This window comes from Paraburkholderia sp. SARCC-3016 (genome assembly GCF_031119615.1).
Classification (GTDB): Bacteria; Pseudomonadota; Gammaproteobacteria; order Burkholderiales; family Burkholderiaceae; genus Paraburkholderia.
Genome location: NZ_JAVHZD010000006.1, coordinates 73,022 through 94,860, shown reverse-complemented (window position 1 = coordinate 94,860; position 21,839 = coordinate 73,022). Strand labels below are relative to the sequence as shown.

The following is a 21,839-nucleotide window of genomic DNA, read 5'->3' as shown; positions in this document are numbered from 1 at the left end:
TCGAATTGCGCCGCCGCACCTCGCCCCGTCTCGCCCGTCAAACCGTGTGACGAAACACGGTGGCGCGGGCAGCCCGTCAGGCTTCAGCGTTGCCACGGCGCAGTCCGCGCCACCTCCGCACCACCCTGCCCGCCTTCGCCGCGGTAACGCGCAATCGCTTCGCGCACGACGCTGCGATCGATTTCGCCGTCATCGGCCAGCGCATTGAGCGCGGCGATCACGATCGATACGCGGTCGATTTCGAAGAACGCCCGCAACGCGCTTCGCGTATCGCTGCGGCCGAAGCCGTCGGTGCCGAGCGTCACATAGCGGCGCGGCACGTAAGCGCGAATCAGCTCGGGCACCGCTCTGACATAATCGGTCGCGGCAATCACGGGGCCTCGTGTGGCGTCGAGCGCGGCCGTTACGTACGGAATCGGCGCCTCGTCCGATGCGCCACGCGCCGTGCCGCTGTTGCGCGCGTGCCGCTCCGCTTCCATGCCGTCGCGCTGCAGTTCGGTAAAGCTCGTCACGCTCCATACCGCTGCGTCGATATGCCAGTCGTCGGCAAGCATGTGCCGCGCCGCGATCGCCTCGCGCAAAATCGCGCCGGAGCCGAGCAGTTGCACGCGCGCATTCCGCTGCTCGCTTCCATGCTCGCTTTCATGCACTTTTTCATGCTCCACGGCGCGACCGTGATCGACGGCGGAAACCGGCAACCGGTACATTCCCTTCAGGATCGGCTCGCGCAACGCATCGAACGTCGCGGCCGGCGCCGATGGCTGCGCGTAGTTTTCGTTCGTGACGGTCACGTAATAGAACACGTCGCGTTGCGCATCGACCATCTCGCGCATGCCTGCGTCGACGATCGCCGCCACTTCGTACGCGAAGGCCGGATCGTACGCGCGGCAGTTCGGTATCGTCGATGCCGCCAGATGGCTCGTGCCGTCCTGATGCTGCAAGCCCTCGCCGCCGAGCGTCGTCCTGCCGGCCGTCGCGCCGATCAGGAAACCGCGCGCGCGCTGGTCGGCCGCGGCCCAGATCAGGTCGCCGATCCGCTGGAAGCCGAACATCGAATAGTAGATATAGAACGGCAGCATCGGCAGATCGTGCACGCTGTACGACGTCGCCGCCGCGATCCACGACGACACCGCGCCCGCCTCCGAAATACCCTCTTCGAGAATCTGTCCTTTCGTGTCTTCGCGGTAATAGAGCATCGAGCCAAGATCCTCGGGCTCGTAGAGCTGTCCGAGCGGCGAGTAGATGCCGACCTGACGGAACATGTTCGCCATGCCGAACGTGCGCGCTTCGTCAGCGACGATCGGCACGACGCGTGGACCGAGCGCGCGGTCCTTCAGAAGCGCGGTCAGCATGCGCACGAGCGCCATCGTCGTCGAAATTTCGCGGTCGTTGGAGTCGAGCGCGAATTGGGCCCAGTCGGCGACGGGCGGCACCGGCAGCCCGTGCGTCGCCGTGCGGCGGCGGCGCGGCAGATAGCCGCCGAGCGACTCGCGGCGCGCGTGCAGGTACTGCATTTCGGGGCTGTCCGCGGCAGGCTTGTAGAACTTCAGCTGCTCGACATCGTCGTCGGAGAGCGGCAGGCGAAAGCGGTCGCGGAATGCCTTCAGTTCGTCGACGCCAAGCTTTTTCTGCTGATGCGTCGTCATGCGACCCTGTCCCGCTGCGCCCATGCCGAAGCCCTTCATGGTCTTCGCGAGTATCACGGTCGGCTGGCCGCGGTGGCGGCGCGCTTGTGCATACGCGGCGAACAGCTTGCGCGCGTCGTGGCCGCCGCGGCGCAGGCGGTCGATATCGTCGTCGCTCATCTGTTCGACGAGCGCTGCGAGCGCCGGATTCTGCCCGAAGAAATGCGCGCGGTTATAGGCGCCGTCGTTTGCGGAGAAGGTCTGGAACTGGCCGTCGACGGTATCCGCGAACGCGCGCAGCAACGCGCCCGTTTTGTCGCGTTCGAACAGCGCATCCCAGTCGGAGCCCCACAGCACCTTGATCACATTCCAGCCCGCGCCGTTGAACTGCGCTTCGAGTTCGTCGACGATGCGGCCGTTGCTGCGCACGGGCCCATCGAGCCGCTGCAGATTGCAGTTGATGACGAACACGAGGTTGTCGAGCCCTTCGCGCGCCGCGAGCGACAGCGCGCCGATCGATTCGGGCTCGTCCATCTCGCCGTCGCCGAAAAAGCCCCAGACAGTGCGCCCATCGGTTTGCGCGAGACCGCGGTTCTGCAGATAGCGCATGAAGCGCGCCTGGTAGATCGCGTTGATCGGGCCGATCCCCATCGAGCCGGTCGGAAACTGCCAGAAATCGGGCATCAGCCACGGATGTGGATACGAACACAGGCCCGGACCCGCGATTTCGCGGCGGTAATGGCGCAAGTGCTGTTCGTCGAGAAAGCCTTCGAGAAACGCGCGCGCGTAGACGCCTGGCGACGAATGCGGCTGAAAATAGACGAGGTCGCCGCCGCTGCCGGCTTGCTTGTCGACCTGCTTATCGGCCCGCGCGCCCGGCACGGACGCACGGAAGAAGTGATTGAAGCCGACTTCGAACAGATCGGCCGCGGACGCGTAGCTCGCAATATGGCCGCCCAGTTCGCCATACGCCTTGTTTGCGCGCACAACCATGGCGAGCGCATTCCAGCGCAACGCGGCCGCGAGCTTTTCCTCGAGTTCGACGTTGCCCGGATAACGGCCCTGCTGCGCAAGCGGAATCGTGTTTTCGTACGGCGTAACGCGCGTGCGAGCCGATTGCACGCCAAGCGAGCGCGCATGTTCGGCCAGGCGATCGAACAGGAACTGCGCGCGATCCTTGCCCGCGTGTTCGAGCACGCCCTCGAGCGCGTCGAGCCATTCGGCCGTTTCCTGCGGGTCGGCATCTTCGCTGAGCCGCAACAGTTGCTCATTGCCATTGGACAAGTCCGTCATCGCATACTCCAGATCCGGTTGCCGATTCAAGCTCCATCGGGATGAGGAATATGTTAGCGACGGGTGCGCAAAATGTGCATCTCATTTGCTTGCGCTTTTCGGCTCGCGTAGTGTATTTATTCTTAAGCTCGCACCATAACCGGAATATTCGCACTATGACCTCGCCCACCCGCCCTACCGTCACGTCCCGCCGCCTCGACCGCATCGACATCGGCATTCTCAACGAGTTGCAGCAGAACGCGCGCATCACGAATTCGGAGCTTGCGCGCGCGGTGAACCTGTCGCCCACGCCGTGCTTCAACCGCGTGCGCGCGCTCGACAAGCTTGGGCTGTTCAGGCAACAGGTCACGCTGCTGAACCCTGAAGTGCTCGGTTTGCAGATCAACGTGTTTATTCAGGTGAGTCTGGAAAAGCAGGTCGAAGACGGACTGCGGCGCTTCGAACAGGCGATCGACGAGCGCCCCGAGGTGATGGAGTGCTATCTGATGACGGGCGACGCCGACTATCTGCTGCGCGTCGTGATGCCGGACATTCACGCGCTCGAGCGCTTTATCGTCGACCACCTCACGAAAATTCCGGGCGTGTCGAACATCCGCTCGAGCTTTGCACTGAAGCAGGTGCGCTACAAGACCGCGCTGCCGCTGCCGGCGGGCGGTCTGACGCTGCATGGGCGCGAGGACGACGACCTCGCGTAGACGCGGCCACTCGCTCGCCGCGTACTTCGCGTGTCACGCTTTGTTTGACGCTCGCGTCAAGCGTCGACCCAGTCGGCGAACGTCGCTGCCTGACCGCGGTAGGTACCGTCGTGATCGACGAGATTCCACACGACAGCCTTCTCGATCCAGAAACGGCGTCCTGACTTCGCGATGCGCTGTCCGCGATAGTCGGCGGAGTAGCCTTTCGTGCGTACGTCGTCGAGCAGGCGCGCGCGTTCTTCGCGATTCGGCTGCTCGGCGGACAGGCGCGAATGAAGCGTGACGAATTCATCCCAGTCGTACTCGAAGCAACGTTGCGCAGTGCGGTTCGCGTACACGAAGCGCGGGTCCGCGCCGGTATTGTGCGAGACCACGACGAACGGCGCGTCTTCGTAAAGCCAGCGCGCGGCGTCGGCGGCGGGAATCTCCGCCGGCAGCAGCGGGCGGCCGACGAGGCGCCGATAGCTGTCGGTCAGTAAGGCGGCAAAAGCGGGATCGGTGGCAAGCGAAGTCATTGAAGGTGCAAGTGCATAACAGTTGAACAGGCAGGCGCAAGATCGCACGGCAACGCGCCCCCATAGCCTGCAAATACTAGCGTACGCTCACAGACCGTGCAGCGTGGATGCCAAGGCGGCTTCGATACCTGGCGAATTCAACCACCCCTGGTCGCCTCGCAAGCGACGCCCGCGCCAGCTAAACCTGTTTGCCAGCTAAAACCTGTTCGCCTGGTGAACCCGTTCACGTCAGCCGCAAAAATTCGCCTCGCATGCCTAACTAATCTGACGAGGCAAGCGCCGGCCCGCTGCGCCGCGCGCGAAGATGCTTCGCCCGACCCAATGCAGCGCACGCGGCGCAGCGCATCAGCGAAAGCGCGACAGTCCGCGCAACCCAGCGTGCGCGGAATCCGCACGCCCTCCCTGGAATAGAGCCAGAACGATGGATGTTTAAGAGGACAAGCCGCAGCACACGCAGGCACGCAGGCGGCGCCCACCATCGTCCCAAGGAGAACGATCATGCTCCAGCGTTTCCGTCCCGGCCCCTCTCTGCAGGAACAGGTCGAGCAACTCGGCCTGCTCGCCGACCTGAGTGGCCGCTGGTCCGGCCGCGGCTTCAATCTGATCTCGCTGCCCGACTTCGATTCGACGCCGCCGAGCACAGGGCCGAAGCCTTTTCGCGTGCTGCTCTCCGCCACACACGAAACATTGGAGCTGGAGCCGATCGGCGCCCATGTTCCAAACCGCGGTTCGGAATCGCAAGGCACCCCCACAACGGGTCAACCGGACATCACCATCTTCGGCCTGCGCTATCTGCAGCGGATCAACGACGTCGATTCGCACGAGCCATTGCATATCGAAAACGGCTTCTGGCTCAATGTGCCATCGAGCGCGATTCCGAAGGAAGACCCGTCGATCGTGCGGCAAGGCTCGATTCCGCACGGCTCGTCGATTCTCGTGCAAGGCAAGGCCTTCGAATCGCCGAACGGCAAGCCGCAATTCGCCACGCTCGACTCGACGCCGCATCGCAACCCGGCCGGCGCCGCCCTCTCGGGCGCCTACCTCGAACCGCTGACGAGCGCGACACTGCCCCCGCGCATCACGAACAAGGACGCGGTGAAAAACCCGAATGTCGTGCTTGCCGATGCGATCCAGCCCTTCATCGAGCATCTGACTGCCACGACGGTCCTCACCGTATCGAGCAAAACAGCAGGCGGCGTGCTGAACATACCGTTCCTGCAGAACGCGACAAATAACAACGCAGCGGCCACGGCCGTCGAGGCAACGTTCTGGATCGAGACAGTGCAGCCCGAGCGCGGGCATCCGTTTCAGGTTCTGCAGTATTCCCAGACTGTCACGCTGAATTTCCTCGGCATCGACTGGCCGCATATATCGGTGGCGACGTTGTATCGCCAATGAGCGGCAAATGAGCGGCATTCAGCGCCCATGACTCGCACGCGGCGCGGCATCGCTCGTCGCCCCAAGCATCGATCGATGCACGCGCCCGCTTCTTTCAGTCGTTCCTTTTTCTAGTCTTTCGCGTCGGCTGCCGGGTCGTGCGCCATCGGCGGCTTGAAGTCCGGATCGACCTTGTCCTGTCGTGCCGGCCCGCTCGAACGGTCGCGCGAGCCTTCCTCTCGCGCACGTTTCGCGGCCGCGCGTGCAATTTCTTCAGCGTCCAGTTCAGCCAGCGGCGCTTCCGGTCCGCCTGGCTCGTCCATCGTGTTCGCCGGCTCGTTGGGCCGGATGTCCGCGCCTTCGCTCGACTGTGCGCGCGATGGCCGGCTCGATGCTCGTGTCATGGCGTTGCTCCTCGATGAAAAACACATTTGAAGCGCGCTACTGCATTAGCGCGCACTGACGATTACACGCCACAACACGATGCAATACCCATTCCCGTAAGCGCGCGGCACATGACGTGCTACGTGCCGATGTTCGACACTCTCGAACCACCCGACCTTCACGTTCACGCCGGCCACCGGCGACGCGTATGCGAGCGCGTATATCCGGCCGCTTGCGCCGTCGCTCGTGCCGCCGCTCGCCGAAGGCGGCATTCCGATCGACCTGCTGTTGCGCATCGTCGCGCAATCGATCGGCGGCTTGCAGAACGGCTCTGCATCAGGCGGCGCGAACAGCGCCGGCACGCCGAAATTCTTCCAGATGCTGCAAGCGCCGCGGCGTCTGCAGCTTGCCGGCGAGCTCAACGTCGAATTGCGCAGCGGCGGCAACGGCAACGGCGCGACAAAGCCGACCGTGTCGCTCGTCGGCGGCGAGACGCGCCCGATTCGAAATACGCGTTCACGGTCGTGCAAAACCTGATGGCGCTCGCCGAAAGCGATACGAACAGCAAGGCGCCGATCGTGACGATTCCAGCCAACCGACGCGCGGCCGCCGTGCGGCAGCCGCTCGTTCACTGTCCTTGCCGCGTGCGCGCGATCGTATGCATGAGCTCGATCAGCGCATCGGGGCTCACGGGCTTCACGAGGTGATGGGCAAAGCCCGATGCGCGCGAGCGCGCGAAGTCTTCCGGCTGGCTGAAGCCCGTCAACGCGATCAGCACGGGACAGACGCGCTGCGATTGCGCCGCCAGATGCCGTGCAATCTCGTGGCCGCTCATGCCCGGCAATGCGATATCGAGCAGCGCGACGTCGGGGTCGTACTGCTCCGCAAGCGCAAGCGCCGACGGACCGTCGGCCGCCGTGCGCGTGTCGTGCATGTCGAGCACGAGCGCCAGCGACTCGGCCGCATCGCGATTGTCGTCGACGATCAGAATACGAAGGCGTCTTTTCGGCACGTCGGCATCACGGCGGCCCGCATAGTGCTCGCCCGCAAGCGGCGTATCGGCCGGCGACGCAGTGGCCGGCACCGGCACGCCGGCGAGTGGCAGCGTGATCGAAAATTCGCAACCCTTGCCAACCCCGTCGCTTGACACCGAGATCGTGCCGCCATGCATGTCGATCAGCTTGCGCGCGACGAACAGGCCGATTCCGAGACCATCGCGCGCGCGGCCTGCGGGCGGCGTCGCCTGCATAAACAGGTCGAACAGCGCCGGCAGCTCGGCCGCCGCGACGCCGATGCCGCTGTCCTTCACCGCGATGCGTGCGCGGCCGTTCACGACTTCCGCGCGGATATGGATCTCGCCGCCGTCGTCCGTGTATTTGATTGCGTTGTCGACGAGATTCGACAGGATCTGCGTGAGCCGCGTGCGGTCGCCATCGACCGGAATCGGCGTCGCGCGCGTGTTCAGAAAAATGCGATGGCGTCGTTGCTCGGCGGCCGGTCCGTTGATTTCCATCGCGCGGCCGATCGCATCGCGCAGATCGAGCACTTCGCGCTTCAGGTTGATGCGGCCCGTCGTGATGCGCGATACGTCGAGCAGATCGTCGATCAGATGCGACAGGTGGTGGCTTTGCCGCTCGAGCACCGCCTGCACCCAGCGGATTTTCGGCGGCAGGTCTTCGCTATCCTGCTTCAGCACATGCGCGGCGTTGCGGATCGGCGCGAGCGGATTGCGCAGTTCGTGCGCAAGCGTCGCGAGAAACACGTCCTTGCGCCGGTCCGCTTCCTTGAGCGCTTCCTGCGCGTTGGCTCGTGCGGTGATATCGGCGAGCGTGCCGACGAACGAATGCCGCACGCCGTGCGCGTCGTAGCGGAAGCGTCCGTGCATTTCGAGTACGCGCAGCGCCCGGTCGCCGATGCGAAATGCGCGAAACACGGTATGGAACGGCCGATGTGCCTGCTCGTCGGCGCGATAGCGCTCGACGAACGCGGCGGCGTCGTCCGGGTGAATGAAATCGCGCATGAAGGCTTCGTTCGTGAGCGGCCCGACGTCGATCGGCTGCCCCGTAATTTCAAACATCCGCGCGTTTTCCCACACGCCCGAGCGCGTCCCCGCATTCCATTCGAAGATGCCGAGGCCGGCCGCGCCTGCCGCGATGCGCAGCCGCTCGTCGCTTTCCTGACGCGCGGCCAGCGCGCGATCGCGCTCGCGCAGCGATGCGCCGATCCGCTGGTTCTGCTCGTCGAGCAACTGGCGGATCGCGCCGTGGATCGTCGCGCTAAAAAAGCTTTCGATCGTCTGATGCGCACCCGCCTGTTCGGCGCGCGGCGACAATGTGTCGGCGAAGTACTCGCGCACGACGTGCTGCACGCTGACTTGCAGCAGATCGAGCTCGCGATAGAGTTCGTCGAGCTGATAGCCGTGCATCCAGCGCTTGCGCGCGTACTGGCGCGCATCGAAATCGATCCGCGCATTGAGCGCGGAATTCGGCACCGCGGTCAGCGCGGAGCATATCTCGTCATAGAGCTGCGGAAGCAGATCGATCAGTTGCCGGTTCGTCAGCCGGTCGGCCGGCTCGATCGACGGGTCGGAGCGGACTGCGCGCAGCCAGCGGCGGGTAATGCGCCAGCGCTTGAAGCGAATGTGTAGCGCGAGATCCGCATACGGCCCGGCTTCGGGCGCAATTGTCGTGTTCAAGCGTGAGTCATGCGATGTTGCGTCGAGTTTCGGAACATATCACGCGGACGCAGTCGGAGCTTTGACGAATGCGAACCGTGTTTCCGGCAAACGACATATTAGCCAGGGTTTCGGTGTCGAATACCGCGCATGGCCCGGCTTTCCTGCCTGCCTTTGCCCCCACACCTGGCTGCGCGGTGCGATTGCATATAAGCGGTACGACCCTTGCTTGCAGAACTGGGATCGTCCCGGACGATTCGTCAGGCATCGGCCGCGCGCCGGCGTCCGTGCCGTCCCCAAACCTGCTTTCATGCGAGGCCCAACGCGCTCATGACCCTCGAAGCGACGTGGTATCTGATCATCGGCGGCCTGCTCATCGCAATGGCGCTGGCGCGCAAGCTGATTGCGCATCTGCCGATGACGGGCGCGATGGTCTATCTGGCAGTCGGCTTCGTGCTTGGTCCGGCGGGCACAGGGATGCTGACGTTCGACGTCGCGAGCGGCGCCTCGGTGCTGCGCATCGTGACCGAAGCGGGACTCGTCATCTCGCTCTTTGCAATCGGCATGCATCTGCGCGTGCCGCTGCGCGACCGCTTATGGTGGCTGCCGCTGCGCCTCGGCGTCGGCGCCATGCTGCTGACGATCGCGGCAATGACCGCGATCGGGTATTACGGGCTCGGCCTCGCGCCGGGTCTCGCGCTGATCGTCGCCGCGGCGCTCGCGCCGACCGATCCGGTGCTCGCCAACGAACTGCGTCCGCGTGCCGCCGGCGATTCGGAGCCGCTGCGCTTCGCCCTGTCCGGCGAAGGCGGCTGCAACGACGGCGCGGCATGGCCGTTCATGCTGCTCGGTCTCGCGCTTTGCGGCGTCGGTGCAAACGGCGGCGGCGCAGGCGGTACGATGGGGTCCATCGTCAGTTTCACCGGCTTCGCGGCGAGCGTCGCATGGGGCATCGCGAGCGCGCTTGCGATCGGCTGGGCGCTCGGCGCCGGCGTCGTCGCACTCGTTACGCGCTTGCGGCTGCGTTTCGATCTCGCACTCGGCGTCGAAGGCTTTCTTGCGCTCGGCCTGATGTCCGCGTGCTACGGCGCCGCGCAACTCGTGCATGGCTATGCGTTCGTGGCGGTCTTCGTCGCCGGTGTCGCGTTGCGCCACGAGGAACTGCGTGCGACCGGCAAGCATACGGCGCCGACGGCCGCGCTCGAAAAGGTCGAACACGGCGAGCGCGACAAAGCCGCGCGCACGCCGGAGCTCGCGCATGCATTCATAGCGGAATCGATGATGGCCTTCGCGGTCGAGGTCGAACAGACGGTCGAGCTCGTGCTGATGCTGCTGATCGGCAGCGTCGTGTCCGCGCATTGGCGCGAGCTGCTCGACTGGCGCGCCGTGTGGCCCGCGCTCGCATTGCTGTTCGTCGTGCGGCCGCTGTGCACGCTCGCGGCGCTGGCCGGTTCGAGTGCGACCTGGCCGCAGCGGATGCTCGCCGGATGGCTCGGCATACGCGGCGTCGGCGCGTTCTACTACCTGCTGTTTGCCATCGAGCGGCTGCACCGCGTCGCGCAAGATGCGGCGCTCGCGGTCGTCATGGCCGCAATCGTCGGGTCCGTGCTGCTGCATGGCGTGTCGGCGACGCTGCTGCTCGACCGCTATCTGCGTGCGCCGCGCGAGCCGTGAGGCGTCGACGCGATGCGCGAACCGCGCCGCAATACGCGTAGCGTCCCGTGCACCACGGTGCAACGGCTTGCGCGACGGCTCGACGCGCGCATACGGCTCGCGCGTACGACTCATGCGTACGACTCATGCGTACGCGCTAGGCCTCGGGATTCCGCAGATCGCCGGTCACCACGTTTTCGCCATAGCGCTGTGCCGCTTCGCGCGCTTCCCGGCCGCTGTCGAACGGGCCGATATCGGGCGCGCCGGCGAACGGAAACAGAAGCCGCCCGTCGGTCTTGCGCACGACTTTCAGCAGTCCGACGAATGCGCCTTCGGTCGTCCGGCGGTACGTTGCATAGATCTCATAGTCCGTTTTTGATTCGGCACGCGAAGTCGCGGAGTCTCGCGACTTGGGGAAAATCATTCGTGGCCTCGTCATGTTGCCGCTCCGGATCGATACGCACGCCGGCGTCCCCGCCGGCAGAAAGGGCTTTGCAAAGGAACCGCAAGCGATGTGCCCGTGCGGCATTCGCGGTGGACTTGCCGGCGCGACGACGCATCGGGAGCGCCGGATGCGCCGTATTCGGCACGCGCGGCGCGTGCCGCCCGCTCGTCGTTCAACGGAACGCGCAGCGCGCCGGCCGAGGGCTTGCGCAATGGCGCGAAAAGTTACACCGCTTGAGTATGTTTGCAACGCCACAGGCGGGCCGGTTGTTCGACGCGCGGTTCGATCGTGCGACGGGAGGGGCCGATCATAAGTCCACCTATGCGCGTGGCACACTGTCCGTACCGTCTATCACCGCAACGACGGGAGCCGAAACATCATGGAGCGTGCATTTACCGATCGCGCCGAGGCCGGCCACACGCTGGCGAACCTGCTCGACGCCTATGCGCATCGCAACGACGTCGTCGTGCTCGCGCTGCCGCGCGGCGGCGTGCCGGTCGCATTCGAAGTCGCGCGCACGCTCGGCGTGACGCTCGACCTGCTCGCGGTCCGCAAGCTCGGCGTGCCATGGCACGCCGAGCTTGCAATGGGCGCCGTCGCATCGGGCGGCGCGCTCTACGTCGACGAAGCGCTCGTGCGCGAGATCGGTTTGACGCAGGCCGCGTTCGATCGCGTCCTCGCGAACGAGCGCGCCGAACTCGCGCGGCGCGAGCAGTCGTACCGTGCTCAATACCAGGCGCCGTGCGAGATTCAAGGTCGCATCGCGATCGTCGTCGACGACGGCGTGGCCACGGGCGCGTCGATGAAAGCCGCGTTGCGCGCGTTGCGCGCGCGACGGCCCGCGAAAATCGTCGCTGCACTACCGGTCGCGCCGCCGGGCGCGGCAAGGCGGTTCGAAGAGGAGGTCGACGAATTCGTCTGCGCACTGACGCCGGCGAACTTCTACGCGGTCGGCCAGTTCTACGCCGACTTCAGCGAGACGACCGATGACGACGTGCGTGCGCTGCTCGCGCAGGCCGGCTCGCGCGGCACGATATGAAGCGCCGCCTGATTGGCGCCGCTTCATTGATGCGACTATTCAGCACAGGCAGCGCGCCCGGCCACGTTGCAGGGCAACGCGGCGCGGCGCGTTACAGGGCACGCATCGAGCGAAGCGCCGTGATTCAGAACGCGCGCGTGCGCGGCGTCAGCAACGACTTCGCCATGATCAGCAGGTGGAAATAAAACCGGCGGCTAAAGCCATAGTTGTACGCGGACAGATGCGAAAGCGCGAGCTTGAGGCTCTCGAGCGGCGCATGATTGCGTGCGTGGATCGACACGACGATCGGCACCATGCGCCGCAGCGCAAGCCGGCGCGCCGGTTCGAGTTGCGGCGGCAGCGCAAGCGCGCGCAGGAAGTTGTACGCGACGAGCGTCGAGGCGCTCGTCGAGGCGCGCGTCGTCGTCGTAATCGAGACCTCGGTCTGGCGGTTGTACGACACGTATTCGTTCAGGTAAACCACGCCTTTCGCCGCGAGGCAAATCTCGGTACCGAACACGTAATCGCAGGCGACGCCATTCTGTTCCCGGTAGCCGATGCGCTTGACGAGATCCGCGTCGGCCATCCAGCCGTTATTCGGGAACATCTGGACGAGCCCGGTTCGGCCCGGCTGCTTTTGCAATCCGGCCGCGTCGCGCGTGCGGTGGTAGGCGCGATTCAGATGCTCGCTCGCGGCGGGAAGCACGGTGCCGCGCGAGTCGGTCACGTACTGGTCGCCGAACGCGACCTGAACGTCCGGATACGTGCTCCACGCCGAAAGCATTCGCTCAACCGCGTTTTCGACAAGGAAATCGTCGTCGTGGATCAGCAGAATCTTGTCGCCCGTAGCGCGCGCGAAGAGACTCTCGACGTTGCGCGCCTGCCCGAGCGACGGTGTGTTCCTCGCATAGCGCACGCGCGGATCGGCCGCATATCGCGCTTCGATCAGCGACTGCGTGCGATCGTCTCTGGAGTCGTCGCCGATCAGCACCTCGATGTTCGCGTGCGTTTGCGACAGACATGAATCGAGACACTGCCCGATCAGTTCGGGACGCTGATAGGTCGGCAGGCAAATCGAGACCCTGGTTCGTGTTGTCATGAAGCGATCCCTCTGCTTTCATCATGCCATTGTCAACCGCTGCTTAATGTCGTCGCCATAAAAATCAGCGTGCCCGAGTATGATTCGGCGGCGCAAGCGCGTCAACGGAAGCAACAATTTGTTTATTTTTCGTTTATCGGCCGATTAATTTTCTTCATAGACTGGGCTTGGCGTGGCATTGCCGGAAGGCTCGCGTGGCATGCCCCGCCTGCTCCGGCGCGCGATCGATGCATTGCAGGCGCCGCGCCAACCGCGTCGCATTTTTACCCGGCGCGTCAATTGACTCACGGTAATTTCTCTATGGATACACACATGACTGGAGTACTGTCTATCCAGATGCGTGCAGTCGGTCATAAGACATACGCGAAGCTGATTCGCGACACGTCCGGTTATGAAACCGATCTCCACGTCGATTCGTTCTGGGTCGACGACGAGCGCTCCGTCATGACGAAGATCGTGCGGAAAATGGCCGAGTTCCGCGTGCCGAAGCTGAACCGACGCAATCTCGATTTCCGTCGTGCGCGTGCCGAGTGGGCCACGGGCGCCATGGGCTCGAAACTCGCGCATAGAAAAGCCGCCCTGAAGAACTACGACGTGCTGCACTTTCACACGCAAACCGCGGCGTTCGGCAGCGTGAGCCTCATGAAGTCGATTCCGACCGTCATCACGATCGATATGACCGCGTTCCAGCTGATGCGCGAGCACGGCTCCGGCCCCGAGTGGACCTATCGCCCGAACGTGCTGATGGAGCGCAACGTGTTCCGGCACGCGGCGCATATCGTCGCGTTCTCCGATTGGGCCCGCGATTCCGTGATCGACGAACACGGCATCGCCCCGGAGCGTGTGTCGGTCATCACCCCTGGCGTATTGAAGGAAGCATTCCATCAACCGCAATTCGAATCGGGCTCGGTCACGAAACCGAAGATCCTGTTTGTCGGCAATGAATTTCGCCGCAAAGGCGGCGACGATCTGATCGCCGTATTTTCAGAGCACTTTGCGCACAAGGCCGAACTCCATCTGATGACGAACGATCCGCACGTTCCGTCGGGCGAGTCCGTCTTCGTCCATCGCGGCGTCTCGTCTTACACGCCCGAATGGCACCGTCTCTATGAGGAAGCCGAAATCTTCGTCATGACGAGCCGCGCCGAGGCGCTCGGCATGGTGTTTCAGGAAGCGGCCGCGTCGGGCCTGGCATTGATCGGCACCCGCATCGGCGGCATTCCGGAAATGATCGACCATGAAGGCAACGGCTTTCTGATCGCGCCGGGCGATCGACGCGCGTTGCGTCAGTATCTGGGCGCGCTGATCGACAATCCGGCCATGCGCACGCGGATGCGCCACGCGAGCTACGAAAAAGCCGTACGGGAATTCAACGCGAGAATCAACACGAGACGCGTGTTCGAAGTGTTTCGATCGGTCGCCACACCCCACGACGCACAACAGGTGTTCGTCGGTTCGTAGGTCCGGACCTGCAGCGCGGCTGGGCGTAGCGCGTAGGCCGCCACCGCCCAACGCGCACTGCACCACTCGCGCTTCGACGACAGCGGGTCAGCGAAACGACGCGCGCCGACGCGCACGGTAGACGCGCATGCGCGCCTTGCGGCGCCGGCCGCGGAAGGCCCGGTGACCGACCCGACCGGGCACGGCCCCATGGCTGCGAAGCAACGGCAGCGGGGCCATCACTGATGGCCCCGCGTTCTTTGCATGCGGCAAGCGGCGCGCGGCTGACCGGTCACCTCAAGCGGCCGCGGCCGTGAGATGCGCGGGCAGATAGCTTTGCAGGTATTCCTCGAACTCGGCGCGCACTTCCGGGTGACGCAACGCGAATTCGACTGTCGCCTTGAGGTAGCCGAGCTTGCTGCCGCAATCGAAGCGCGTGCCGAAGTAGCGATAGGCGAGCACCTGCTCCTCGGTCAGCAGCGATTCGAGCGCGTCCGTCAGTTGCAGTTCGCCGCCCGCGCCCGGCTTGAGCGCGCGGATATGGCGGAAGATGGTCGGCATCAGCACATAGCGGCCCACCACGCCGAGGTTCGACGGCGCGACTTCGGGCGCCGGCTTTTCGACGATGCCCGACAGCTTGATCACGTCTTCTTCCCACTCGCGGCCTTCGACCACGCCGTACGAACGGCTGTCTTCGCGCGCGATCGTTTCGACGCCGACCACCGAGCTGTGATAGTGGTTGAACACGTTGACGAGCTGCTTCATCACGGGCTTTTCGCTGTGCAGCAAGTCGTCGGCGAGAATCACCGCGAACGGGCTATCGCCGACGAGCTTCTCGGCGCACAACACCGCGTGACCGAGGCCCAGCGCTTCCGCCTGGCGCACGTAAAAGCAGTCGACATTGGCCGGCTTGATGCCGCGTACCAGTTCGAGCAGCTTTTCCTTGCCGCGCGCTTCGAGTTCCGACTCGATCTCATACGACTTGTCGAAGTGATCTTCGATCGCGCGTTTGCTGCGGCCCGTCACGAAGATCATCTCGGTAATGCCGGCTTCGATCGCTTCTTCAACCGCGTACTGAATCAGCGGTTTATCGACGATCGGCAGCATTTCCTTCGGACTCGCCTTGGTGGCAGGCAAAAAGCGCGTGCCGAGACCCGCCACGGGAAAGACGGCTTTGGTGACTTTCAGCATGGTATGCATTCCCACTCGGTTGATGACGTTGGCAACCGCCGGTTTCCGGAGCGGGCGTCCACCCACGTCCGTGCAGACCCGGCGGCGAATCTGATGTGCAAGAAGCGTAGCGGAAAAATAATAGGACTTTCGTTAAAGAGCCGCTAATTTCCTCGAGTGGCTTTCGCAGATTTACCGCAGCCGTACTCTAAAACCGATAAAGCCGTTTTGCTTACCGCATAAACTGCCGCCGGCGGCCGGCAATTACGTAAATATTGCCGGCCGCCGACTATCCATCGGAAATTATTGAAGAGCGGACTCTTCGTTATCATCGAACTGCGGGAGTTTTCCCGGGTTCATGCGAAAACGGCCAATGGGCTCGTTGCGCAACGCTTCGCGGTACGCCGAGACTGCCACCAGCACGAGCAGCACGATGACTCCAGCCAGCACATGTATGCTCATTGACAACCCCCTCGTCAAGAATTTGGCCAGTCCAAGTTATCACAAAAAAAGTAGTGGATAACGCGAACAGTATTTACCCGCAATATTTAATCTTGACACTGCCGTGACAGTGACCGTTGTAGATCAAATGCGCATATTTTCCAGGACTTTTTTATCTCTTTTATTTCAAACACGATGCATTAGCATAGCGATGTGCGGTCTGCACGCGGCGGCCATTCGTCCGCGCCGGTGCCGCCGCACGATACCGGAGCCGATATCGCGCGCACCCGCTTTCATTCACCTGTCGCGCCACCGTGCCGGCATGCAGTAACGAGGACCGCATGAGCGACACCGCTCTGACCGCCACCACAGCTACTACAGCCGCTGCACGATCGCCGACCTTCTCCGCCGCGCCTGCCGACGCGCATGTGTCGAGCGCGGGCAAGGAGCAGGTGATCGACGCGATGCGCGGCTTCGCCGCCCTGCTCGTCGCTTACTTCCACTGCCGCCAGGTGGTGTGGGTCGGCATGCAGAGCTTTCACCACGCTGTCGGCACCTCGCTCGCGCCGGGTTCGCTCATTGCATATGCGACGTTTCCGATCGCGTGGGGTTCCGCAGGTGTGCCGATCTTTTTCGTGATCAGTGGCTACTGCATCCATCGCGGCGCCGCATTCAAGCTCGCCCAGGACCCGCATTACCGGCTCGATGCGGGCAATTTCTGGATGCGCCGCTTTGCGCGCATCTACCCGGTGCTGCTCGCCGCGCTGCTGCTCACGCTCGCACTCGATTCGGTCAGCCTGCAACTGCCGCCCGTCAACCACAAGATCCGCGAGATCGGCCTCTATCCGTTCCTCGTCAACCTGTTCTCGCTGCAAGGGGTCGCAGGCCATACGTACGGATCGAACGGCGCGCTCTGGACGCTGTCGCTCGAAGTGCAGTTCTACGCGATCTATCCGCTGCTGTTCGCCTTGCGCCGCCGTTTCGGCATCAATGCGATTCTCGTCGGGGTTGCGCTCGTCAATATCGTGTCGGCGATCGTGCTCGAGCGGCACGACATTCAGTTTTTCCCGTCATACTGGTTTTCGTGGATGCTCGGCGCGTGGATCGCCGAAGCGCAAGCCGGCGCGACGCGCGTGCGGCCGCCGCGCCCGGCGCGCCTCTGGTACGGGCTCGCGGCGCTCTTCACGCTCGCGGGCTGCGGCGCGTTCTATGTCGGCCAATACCTCGCGTTCCAGCTGTGGGCGATCGGATTCGCGTGCTACCTGTACAAAGCGCTCGAGACCCGCCGCGCGACGGCCGGCTCGGCGCCGATGCGGCTGCTGTCGCGGCTCGGCGATTTCAGCTTCTCGCTCTACCTGATCCACCTGCCGCTTTTCGTGCTGCTGTCGTCGGTGATCTACCGGTCCGAGCTGCAGATGTCGATCTGGCCGTCGCTCGGCTATATGTGCATCGCGATTCCGGTCGCGTATGCGTTCTACCGGCTCGTCGAATTGCCGGCGATGAAGTGGTCGGCAAATCTGAAGCCGAAGTCGCGCGCGAAGGTGGAAGGCGCGGGCGTGCGGGTTGCCTGAAGCGGAAAAGCGTAGCGGCCGGGGGCAGAAAAGCCCGCTGGCCCGAGCGCGCTTCGCGTGAGCCCCATGTAAGAGCTAACGCGGCCCGTTCAGGCGCACCCCGGCCCGCTTCGGTGACGTCGCTTGGGTCACGTCGCTTGGGTCACGTCGCTTGGGTCACGTCGCTTGGGTCACGTCGCTTGGGTCACGTCGCTTCGGTGACGTCGCTTCGGTGACGTCGCTTCGGTTGCAAAGCTAAGGTAACGTCGCTTGGCTTGCCCCGCGCAACTAGCGCCCATCGAATCGCGTCGCTCAGGCGGCCTTGTTCTGCTGTGCCTGCCCGCGCCGGTCACGCGGCGCCACGGCCGCCACCCGCTTCAGAATCCGCTCGACCCCGTCGACATACGCCACCGTGCCGAACGAATCGACCGCAGTCCGGTAGCCATGCATCACGAGCCGGTCGCGCAGCGTCCGGTTAGCGTGCAATCCGGCGAGCGCGGCGGCAAGCGCACGGGCGTCGCCCGGTTCGCAGAGCATGCCGTTCTCGCCGTCGCGCACGATCTCCGTCACGCCGCCCGCACGCGCCGCGACGACCGGCCGCCGCGCGAGCATGCCTTCGACGATCACGCGCCCGAACGGCTCCGGCGTGATCGACGTATGCGCCACGACGTCCATCGCGCCCATGCAAGCCGCGATATCGTGCTGGAAGCCCAGAAAATGCACGCGCCCGGTGAGCCCGTGCTGCGCGACGAATGCGCGCAGTTCCGCCTCGTACGCATCCTCGCCGAACAGCGCGGAGCCGACGAAGACCACGTGCATCTGCGGATTCAGACCGGCGCCGCCCTGCGTCATCGCCTCGAGCAGGACGTGCTGTCCCTTCCAGCGCGCGAGGCGGCTGAACGAACCGACCAGAAACGCGTCGCGCGGCAGGTTCAGACGCGCGCGCAGCGCCGCTTGCGGCATGTCGCGCAGCGCGTCGAACGGCGCGCTTGCGATACCGTTGAACACGACGTCGACCTTGTCGTCGTCGAATTTCGTCAACTGCATGAACGCGCGCGCGGAAGCGCCCGAGTTCGCAATAACATGCGCAAGCCCGAAGCGCGCGCACCATTTGATGACCGCAAGCTGCCGCCGGCCGAAGTGCTCGGCGCTGACGATGTCGCGCAAATGCCAGACCACCGGCTTGCGCGCGAGCTTGCCGGCCAGCACGCCGACCACCATCGAGCGCTGCGTATTCGCATAGATCACGTCGTTGTCGCGCGCCCGCGCAGCGGTCGCGCGCACCAGCGACCAGACGCTTTTGAGCGCGCGGCCAAGCGGCGGTGACGCGCCCTGCTTGCGCATGTCGCGCGTCGCGCCCGCGTCGAGCACGGTAACCGGCACGCCGGCCCGGTCGAGCGCCGCGCGAAACGGGCCGTCGTCGAACAGCACCACATCCATGCGCGCGCGCAGCGCCTTGACGATTTCGAGCAGCGACAACTCCGCGCCGCCGAGCACGCCGCTCTGGTCGACCGCGAGCACGCGCAGCGACGCAGCCGCGTTCGCCGCCGCGCCTCTCGGCGGCGGATCGTAGGGCGGCAGCTTCGCGCCCTGCAGGGCGGGCACGTGTGCGCACACGTGCGCGAAGAAACGCTCGCGAAACAAGGCCGCCGAAAAGCGTTCGGCGCTCGCGCGGCAGTGCGCGGGCGCGAAACGGCCGTGGACCGTACCTTGGCATGGACCTTCGCGCGCACCTTCACCGGCGCCTTCACCCGCACCTTGGACCGAATCCTGCCCCGTCCCGAGCCCCGGCGCCGACTGCGCCTCGAAGCTTTCGACGGCGGCAACGATCGCCTCGGCGGTCTGCTCGTCGAAGAACAGGCCGGTCGGCTGCGGGTGCGACAGATCGCGCACGGTTTCGAGCGCGCCGCCCTTGCCGTAGGCGATCACCGGCGTGCCGCAGGCCTGCGCTTCGACCACCGAAATGCCGAAGTCCTCTTCGGCGGCGAACACGAAGGCGCGCGCGCGGCGCATGCGGTCGCGCAGCACCGCGAACGGCTGATAGCCCATGATCTCGACGTTCGGCGCCGCTTTTGCGCGAATCTTCTGCATCTCGGGCCCGTCGCCGATGACGACGAGGCGCCGCTGCGGCATCTTCGCAAACGCTTCGACGATCAGATCGATCTTCTTGTACGGCACCATGCGCGACGCGGTCAGATAGAAGTCTTCCTTCTGCTCGAGCACCGAGAACGCTTCCACGTCGACGGGCGGATTGATCACGTCGGCATCGCGCTGATAGACCTTCTTGATACGCCGCGCGATAAAGTCCGAATTCGACACGAACGAATCGACCGAATTGGCCGTGCGCACATCCCAGTTGCGGATGTAATGCAGGATCAGACGCGCGAGCGCCGACTTCGGGCCGGCCGTGAGCCGCGATTCGTTCAGGTATTGATGCTGCAGATCCCACGCATAGCGGATCGGCGAATGCACATAGCTCACGTGCACCTGGTCGGGACCGGTCAGCACGCCCTTCGCCACCGCATGGCTGCTCGAAATCACGAGGTCGTACGCGGACAGGTCGAGCTGCTCGATCGCGAGCGGCATGAGCGGCAGATATGAGCGGTACTTCGTCTTCGCTTTCGGCAGCCTCTGGATGAACGATGTCGTGACCGGCTTGCCGCGAATGAAGCTGCGGTCCTCGAGGAAGTCGACGAGCGCGAACAGGTCCGCGTCGGGGAAGCACGCGATGATCTGCTCGAGCACGCGCTCGGCGCCCGCATAGGTGACGAGCCAGTCGTGCACGATCGCGACGCGTACGCGTTGCGCGGCGAACGGCGGATGCGGCGTCATGCGCCGCGGCGGGACCGTCGCCGGCCTGTCGAACGCGGCGTGGCCCGCGGGCGCCAACGGTACCGGCGAGGCAGCGGAATGCGCGAGCGTGCGCGTCGGATTCGGCAGCCGCGTGTCTTCAGCGATATCGTGGTTCATGATGCGCTGTTCCTTGAATACAGTCTCGAGAGCCTGCCCAGCACGGAGCGCGCCAGATCGCGCAGCGCCGGTGTCATCGTCAGCGACCAGGCGACGTTCGCGGCGGTCATCAGCACGACAGCCACGGCCGCGAGCGGAATGGTCGTCGCGATCGTGGCAATCCACAGTGCCGCCACGAGAAAGGCGAGGTGCGGCACCATGTCCATCACGATCGGCCGCGCATGCACGCGCGACAGTCTGAGCAGGACGAAATAATCGAAGAAGCCGCGCGCGGCCACCGCGATCGCCGCGCCGGTCAGCCCGAAGTAATGCACGCCGGCCCAGATCGCGCCCGCGAACAGCGGCGTTTCGATGATGCTCACGCGCGCCGCGACGGCCGGATGCACTTGCGCCTGGATCATGATGCGCGCGAGGTTCGACTGCCCCGTGAGCCACACGAAGATGATCAGAATGCGGCCCACCGGCGCGCCCGCGCTCGCGACTTCGTTGCCGACCCACAGATGCAGAAACGGTTCGAGCACGAGCATCGCGACGAGCATGACCGGCGTGAATACGCCGTTCAGAAATTCGATCGACTGCCGCAGCACGAGGTCCGCATTCTCGCGGTTGAGTGCGGACAGACGCGGAAACAGCGTGCGCATCATCGCGCTCGGTATGACGCCGAGACGCCAGACGAGGTTTTGCGGCACCGAGTAATAGGTCACGAAACGCGCGCCGAGCGCCGAGCCGACCAGCACGCGGTCCATCGAATCGCCCATCAGTTGCAGCGTCGACGTGACGAGCATCCAGCCGCCGAAGCTGAACAGCCCCTTCGCGACGCCGAACTGCGGCGGCAGGATCTTGCGGATCTCGAGCACCTTCAGCGCGGAGCGGCCGAGCATCAGCGCCGCGATGATGCGCGCCGCCACGGCAGCGGCGAGCACATTCGGCAAGGTCGGCGCGATCCACCACGCGGCGAACAGCGGCAGCAACTGGAACAGGAACGTGCCGATCGTCTGGTTCGTGTTGTAGCTGCCGAACTTCTCGGCGCCGCTGATCGCGCCGGCAAACACCCACGACACATTCGCGATCGGTATCGCGAGCGCGAGCCACGGCAACGCGCCGATCACTTCGTGATGCAGTTCGGGCGGCACCTTCGAGAAATACGCGGTGTAGATGAACGTGCCGAAATAGATGAGCAGCCCGCCGATCGCGCCGGTGCCCAGGTTGAGCCAGGTGGCGCTCCAGAATACGCGCGCGCATTCTTCCTTGTCCGCGGACGCACGCGCCTTCGAGATCTGGTTCTGCGCGGCCATGCTCATGCCGAGATCGAGAATGCCGAAGTAGCCGATCAGCACCCAGACGAGACTGACCACGCCGTACCGTTCGACGCCGAGCGCCTTGATGTACGCCGGTACGGTCACGAGCGAGACGAACGTGGGCAGTATCAGGCCGATGAAATTGATCCCTACGTTCCTCAGGATGCTTTTGTCCATCCGGTACCCTTCACG

16 protein-coding genes and 1 pseudogene are annotated in these 21,839 nt (G+C 64.6%); 7 read left to right on the top strand and 10 right to left on the bottom strand.

Annotated elements, in window-relative coordinates; genetic code table 11:
- Positions 1–83: 83 nt before the first annotated feature.
- Complete coding sequence (gene mdeB / locus QYH69_RS08170) at positions 84–2,918, bottom strand: alpha-ketoglutarate dehydrogenase (protein ID WP_308831384.1); 2,835 nt, start codon at positions 2,916–2,918, stop codon at positions 84–86.
- 155 nt (positions 2,919–3,073) lie between these two features.
- Between mdeB and QYH69_RS08165 the strand changes: the two genes are divergently transcribed.
- Positions 3,074–3,613, top strand: coding sequence for an Lrp/AsnC family transcriptional regulator (locus QYH69_RS08165; RefSeq protein ID WP_308831383.1), 540 nt, complete (start codon positions 3,074–3,076; stop codon positions 3,611–3,613).
- Between the two features lie 56 nt (positions 3,614–3,669).
- Here QYH69_RS08165 and QYH69_RS08160 read toward each other — a convergent pair whose 3' ends face one another.
- The gene (locus QYH69_RS08160; RefSeq protein WP_308831382.1) at positions 3,670–4,128 is read right to left on the bottom strand and encodes an MEKHLA domain-containing protein; all 459 of its coding nucleotides are present in this window, start codon (positions 4,126–4,128) and stop codon (positions 3,670–3,672) included.
- A gap of 498 nt (positions 4,129–4,626) precedes the next feature.
- Between QYH69_RS08160 and QYH69_RS08155 the strand changes: the two genes are divergently transcribed.
- Positions 4,627–5,526: a heme-binding protein gene (locus tag QYH69_RS08155; RefSeq protein ID WP_308831381.1), complete on the top strand. Its 900-nt coding sequence runs from the start codon at positions 4,627–4,629 to the stop codon at positions 5,524–5,526.
- Between the two features lie 110 nt (positions 5,527–5,636).
- Here QYH69_RS08155 and QYH69_RS08150 read toward each other — a convergent pair whose 3' ends face one another.
- Positions 5,637–5,909 (bottom strand): hypothetical protein, encoded by a 273-nt coding sequence (locus tag QYH69_RS08150; RefSeq protein WP_308831380.1) that lies wholly within the window; start codon positions 5,907–5,909, stop codon positions 5,637–5,639.
- Positions 5,910–6,051: 142 nt separating this feature from the next.
- On the opposite strand from QYH69_RS08150, the pseudogene QYH69_RS08145 reads away from it, so the two are divergent.
- A pseudogene (locus QYH69_RS08145) lies at positions 6,052–6,485 on the top strand (hypothetical protein); the annotation flags it as partial.
- Positions 6,486–6,517: 32 nt separating this feature from the next.
- On the opposite strand, the gene QYH69_RS08140 reads toward QYH69_RS08145, so the two are convergent.
- On the bottom strand, positions 6,518–8,584 hold the full coding sequence (locus QYH69_RS08140; protein ID WP_308831379.1) for an ATP-binding protein: 2,067 nt from the start codon (positions 8,582–8,584) through the stop codon (positions 6,518–6,520).
- 309 nt (positions 8,585–8,893) lie between these two features.
- Between QYH69_RS08140 and QYH69_RS08135 the strand changes: the two genes are divergently transcribed.
- Positions 8,894–10,237, top strand: coding sequence for a cation:proton antiporter (locus tag QYH69_RS08135; RefSeq protein ID WP_308831378.1), 1,344 nt, complete (start codon positions 8,894–8,896; stop codon positions 10,235–10,237).
- Between the two features lie 136 nt (positions 10,238–10,373).
- Here QYH69_RS08135 and QYH69_RS08130 read toward each other — a convergent pair whose 3' ends face one another.
- A complete protein-coding gene (locus tag QYH69_RS08130; protein ID WP_308831377.1) occupies positions 10,374–10,655 on the bottom strand; it encodes a DUF6723 family protein in 282 nt (93 codons plus the stop codon).
- A 385-nt stretch (positions 10,656–11,040) separates the two neighbouring features.
- Here QYH69_RS08130 and QYH69_RS08125 point away from each other — a divergent pair, with 385 nt between their 5' ends.
- A complete protein-coding gene (locus tag QYH69_RS08125) occupies positions 11,041–11,700 on the top strand; it encodes a phosphoribosyltransferase (RefSeq protein ID WP_308831376.1) in 660 nt (219 codons plus the stop codon).
- A 124-nt stretch (positions 11,701–11,824) separates the two neighbouring features.
- Here the strand turns inward: QYH69_RS08125 and QYH69_RS08120 are convergent, their stop codons facing one another.
- Complete coding sequence (locus QYH69_RS08120; RefSeq protein WP_308831375.1) at positions 11,825–12,778, bottom strand: glycosyltransferase family 2 protein; 954 nt, start codon at positions 12,776–12,778, stop codon at positions 11,825–11,827.
- 312 nt (positions 12,779–13,090) lie between these two features.
- On the opposite strand from QYH69_RS08120, the gene QYH69_RS08115 reads away from it, so the two are divergent.
- Entirely contained in the window at positions 13,091–14,239 is a 1,149-nt protein-coding gene (locus tag QYH69_RS08115) for a glycosyltransferase family 4 protein (protein ID WP_308831374.1), read from the top strand.
- A 276-nt stretch (positions 14,240–14,515) separates the two neighbouring features.
- Here the strand turns inward: QYH69_RS08115 and galU are convergent, their stop codons facing one another.
- Positions 14,516–15,409 (bottom strand): UTP--glucose-1-phosphate uridylyltransferase GalU, encoded by an 894-nt coding sequence (galU, locus tag QYH69_RS08110; protein ID WP_075158810.1) that lies wholly within the window; start codon positions 15,407–15,409, stop codon positions 14,516–14,518.
- Positions 15,410–15,691: 282 nt separating this feature from the next.
- Positions 15,692–15,850: a hypothetical protein gene (locus QYH69_RS08105; RefSeq protein ID WP_198039137.1), complete on the bottom strand. Its 159-nt coding sequence runs from the start codon at positions 15,848–15,850 to the stop codon at positions 15,692–15,694.
- 320 nt (positions 15,851–16,170) lie between these two features.
- On the opposite strand from QYH69_RS08105, the gene QYH69_RS08100 reads away from it, so the two are divergent.
- Positions 16,171–17,400 carry an acyltransferase gene (locus QYH69_RS08100; RefSeq protein WP_308831373.1) on the top strand — a complete coding sequence of 410 codons (1,230 nt, stop codon included), beginning with the start codon at positions 16,171–16,173 and terminating at the stop codon, positions 17,398–17,400.
- Positions 17,401–17,691: 291 nt separating this feature from the next.
- On the opposite strand, the gene QYH69_RS08095 is transcribed toward QYH69_RS08100, so the two are convergent.
- Positions 17,692–20,349, bottom strand: a complete 2,658-nt coding sequence (locus QYH69_RS08095) for a glycosyltransferase family 4 protein (RefSeq protein ID WP_308831372.1) — start codon at positions 20,347–20,349, stop codon at positions 17,692–17,694.
- Positions 20,346–21,824 (bottom strand): oligosaccharide flippase family protein, encoded by a 1,479-nt coding sequence (locus QYH69_RS08090; protein ID WP_308831371.1) that lies wholly within the window; start codon positions 21,822–21,824, stop codon positions 20,346–20,348. The genes QYH69_RS08095 and QYH69_RS08090 overlap by 4 nt, the downstream gene beginning before the upstream one ends.
- Positions 21,825–21,839: the final 15 nt, after the last annotated feature.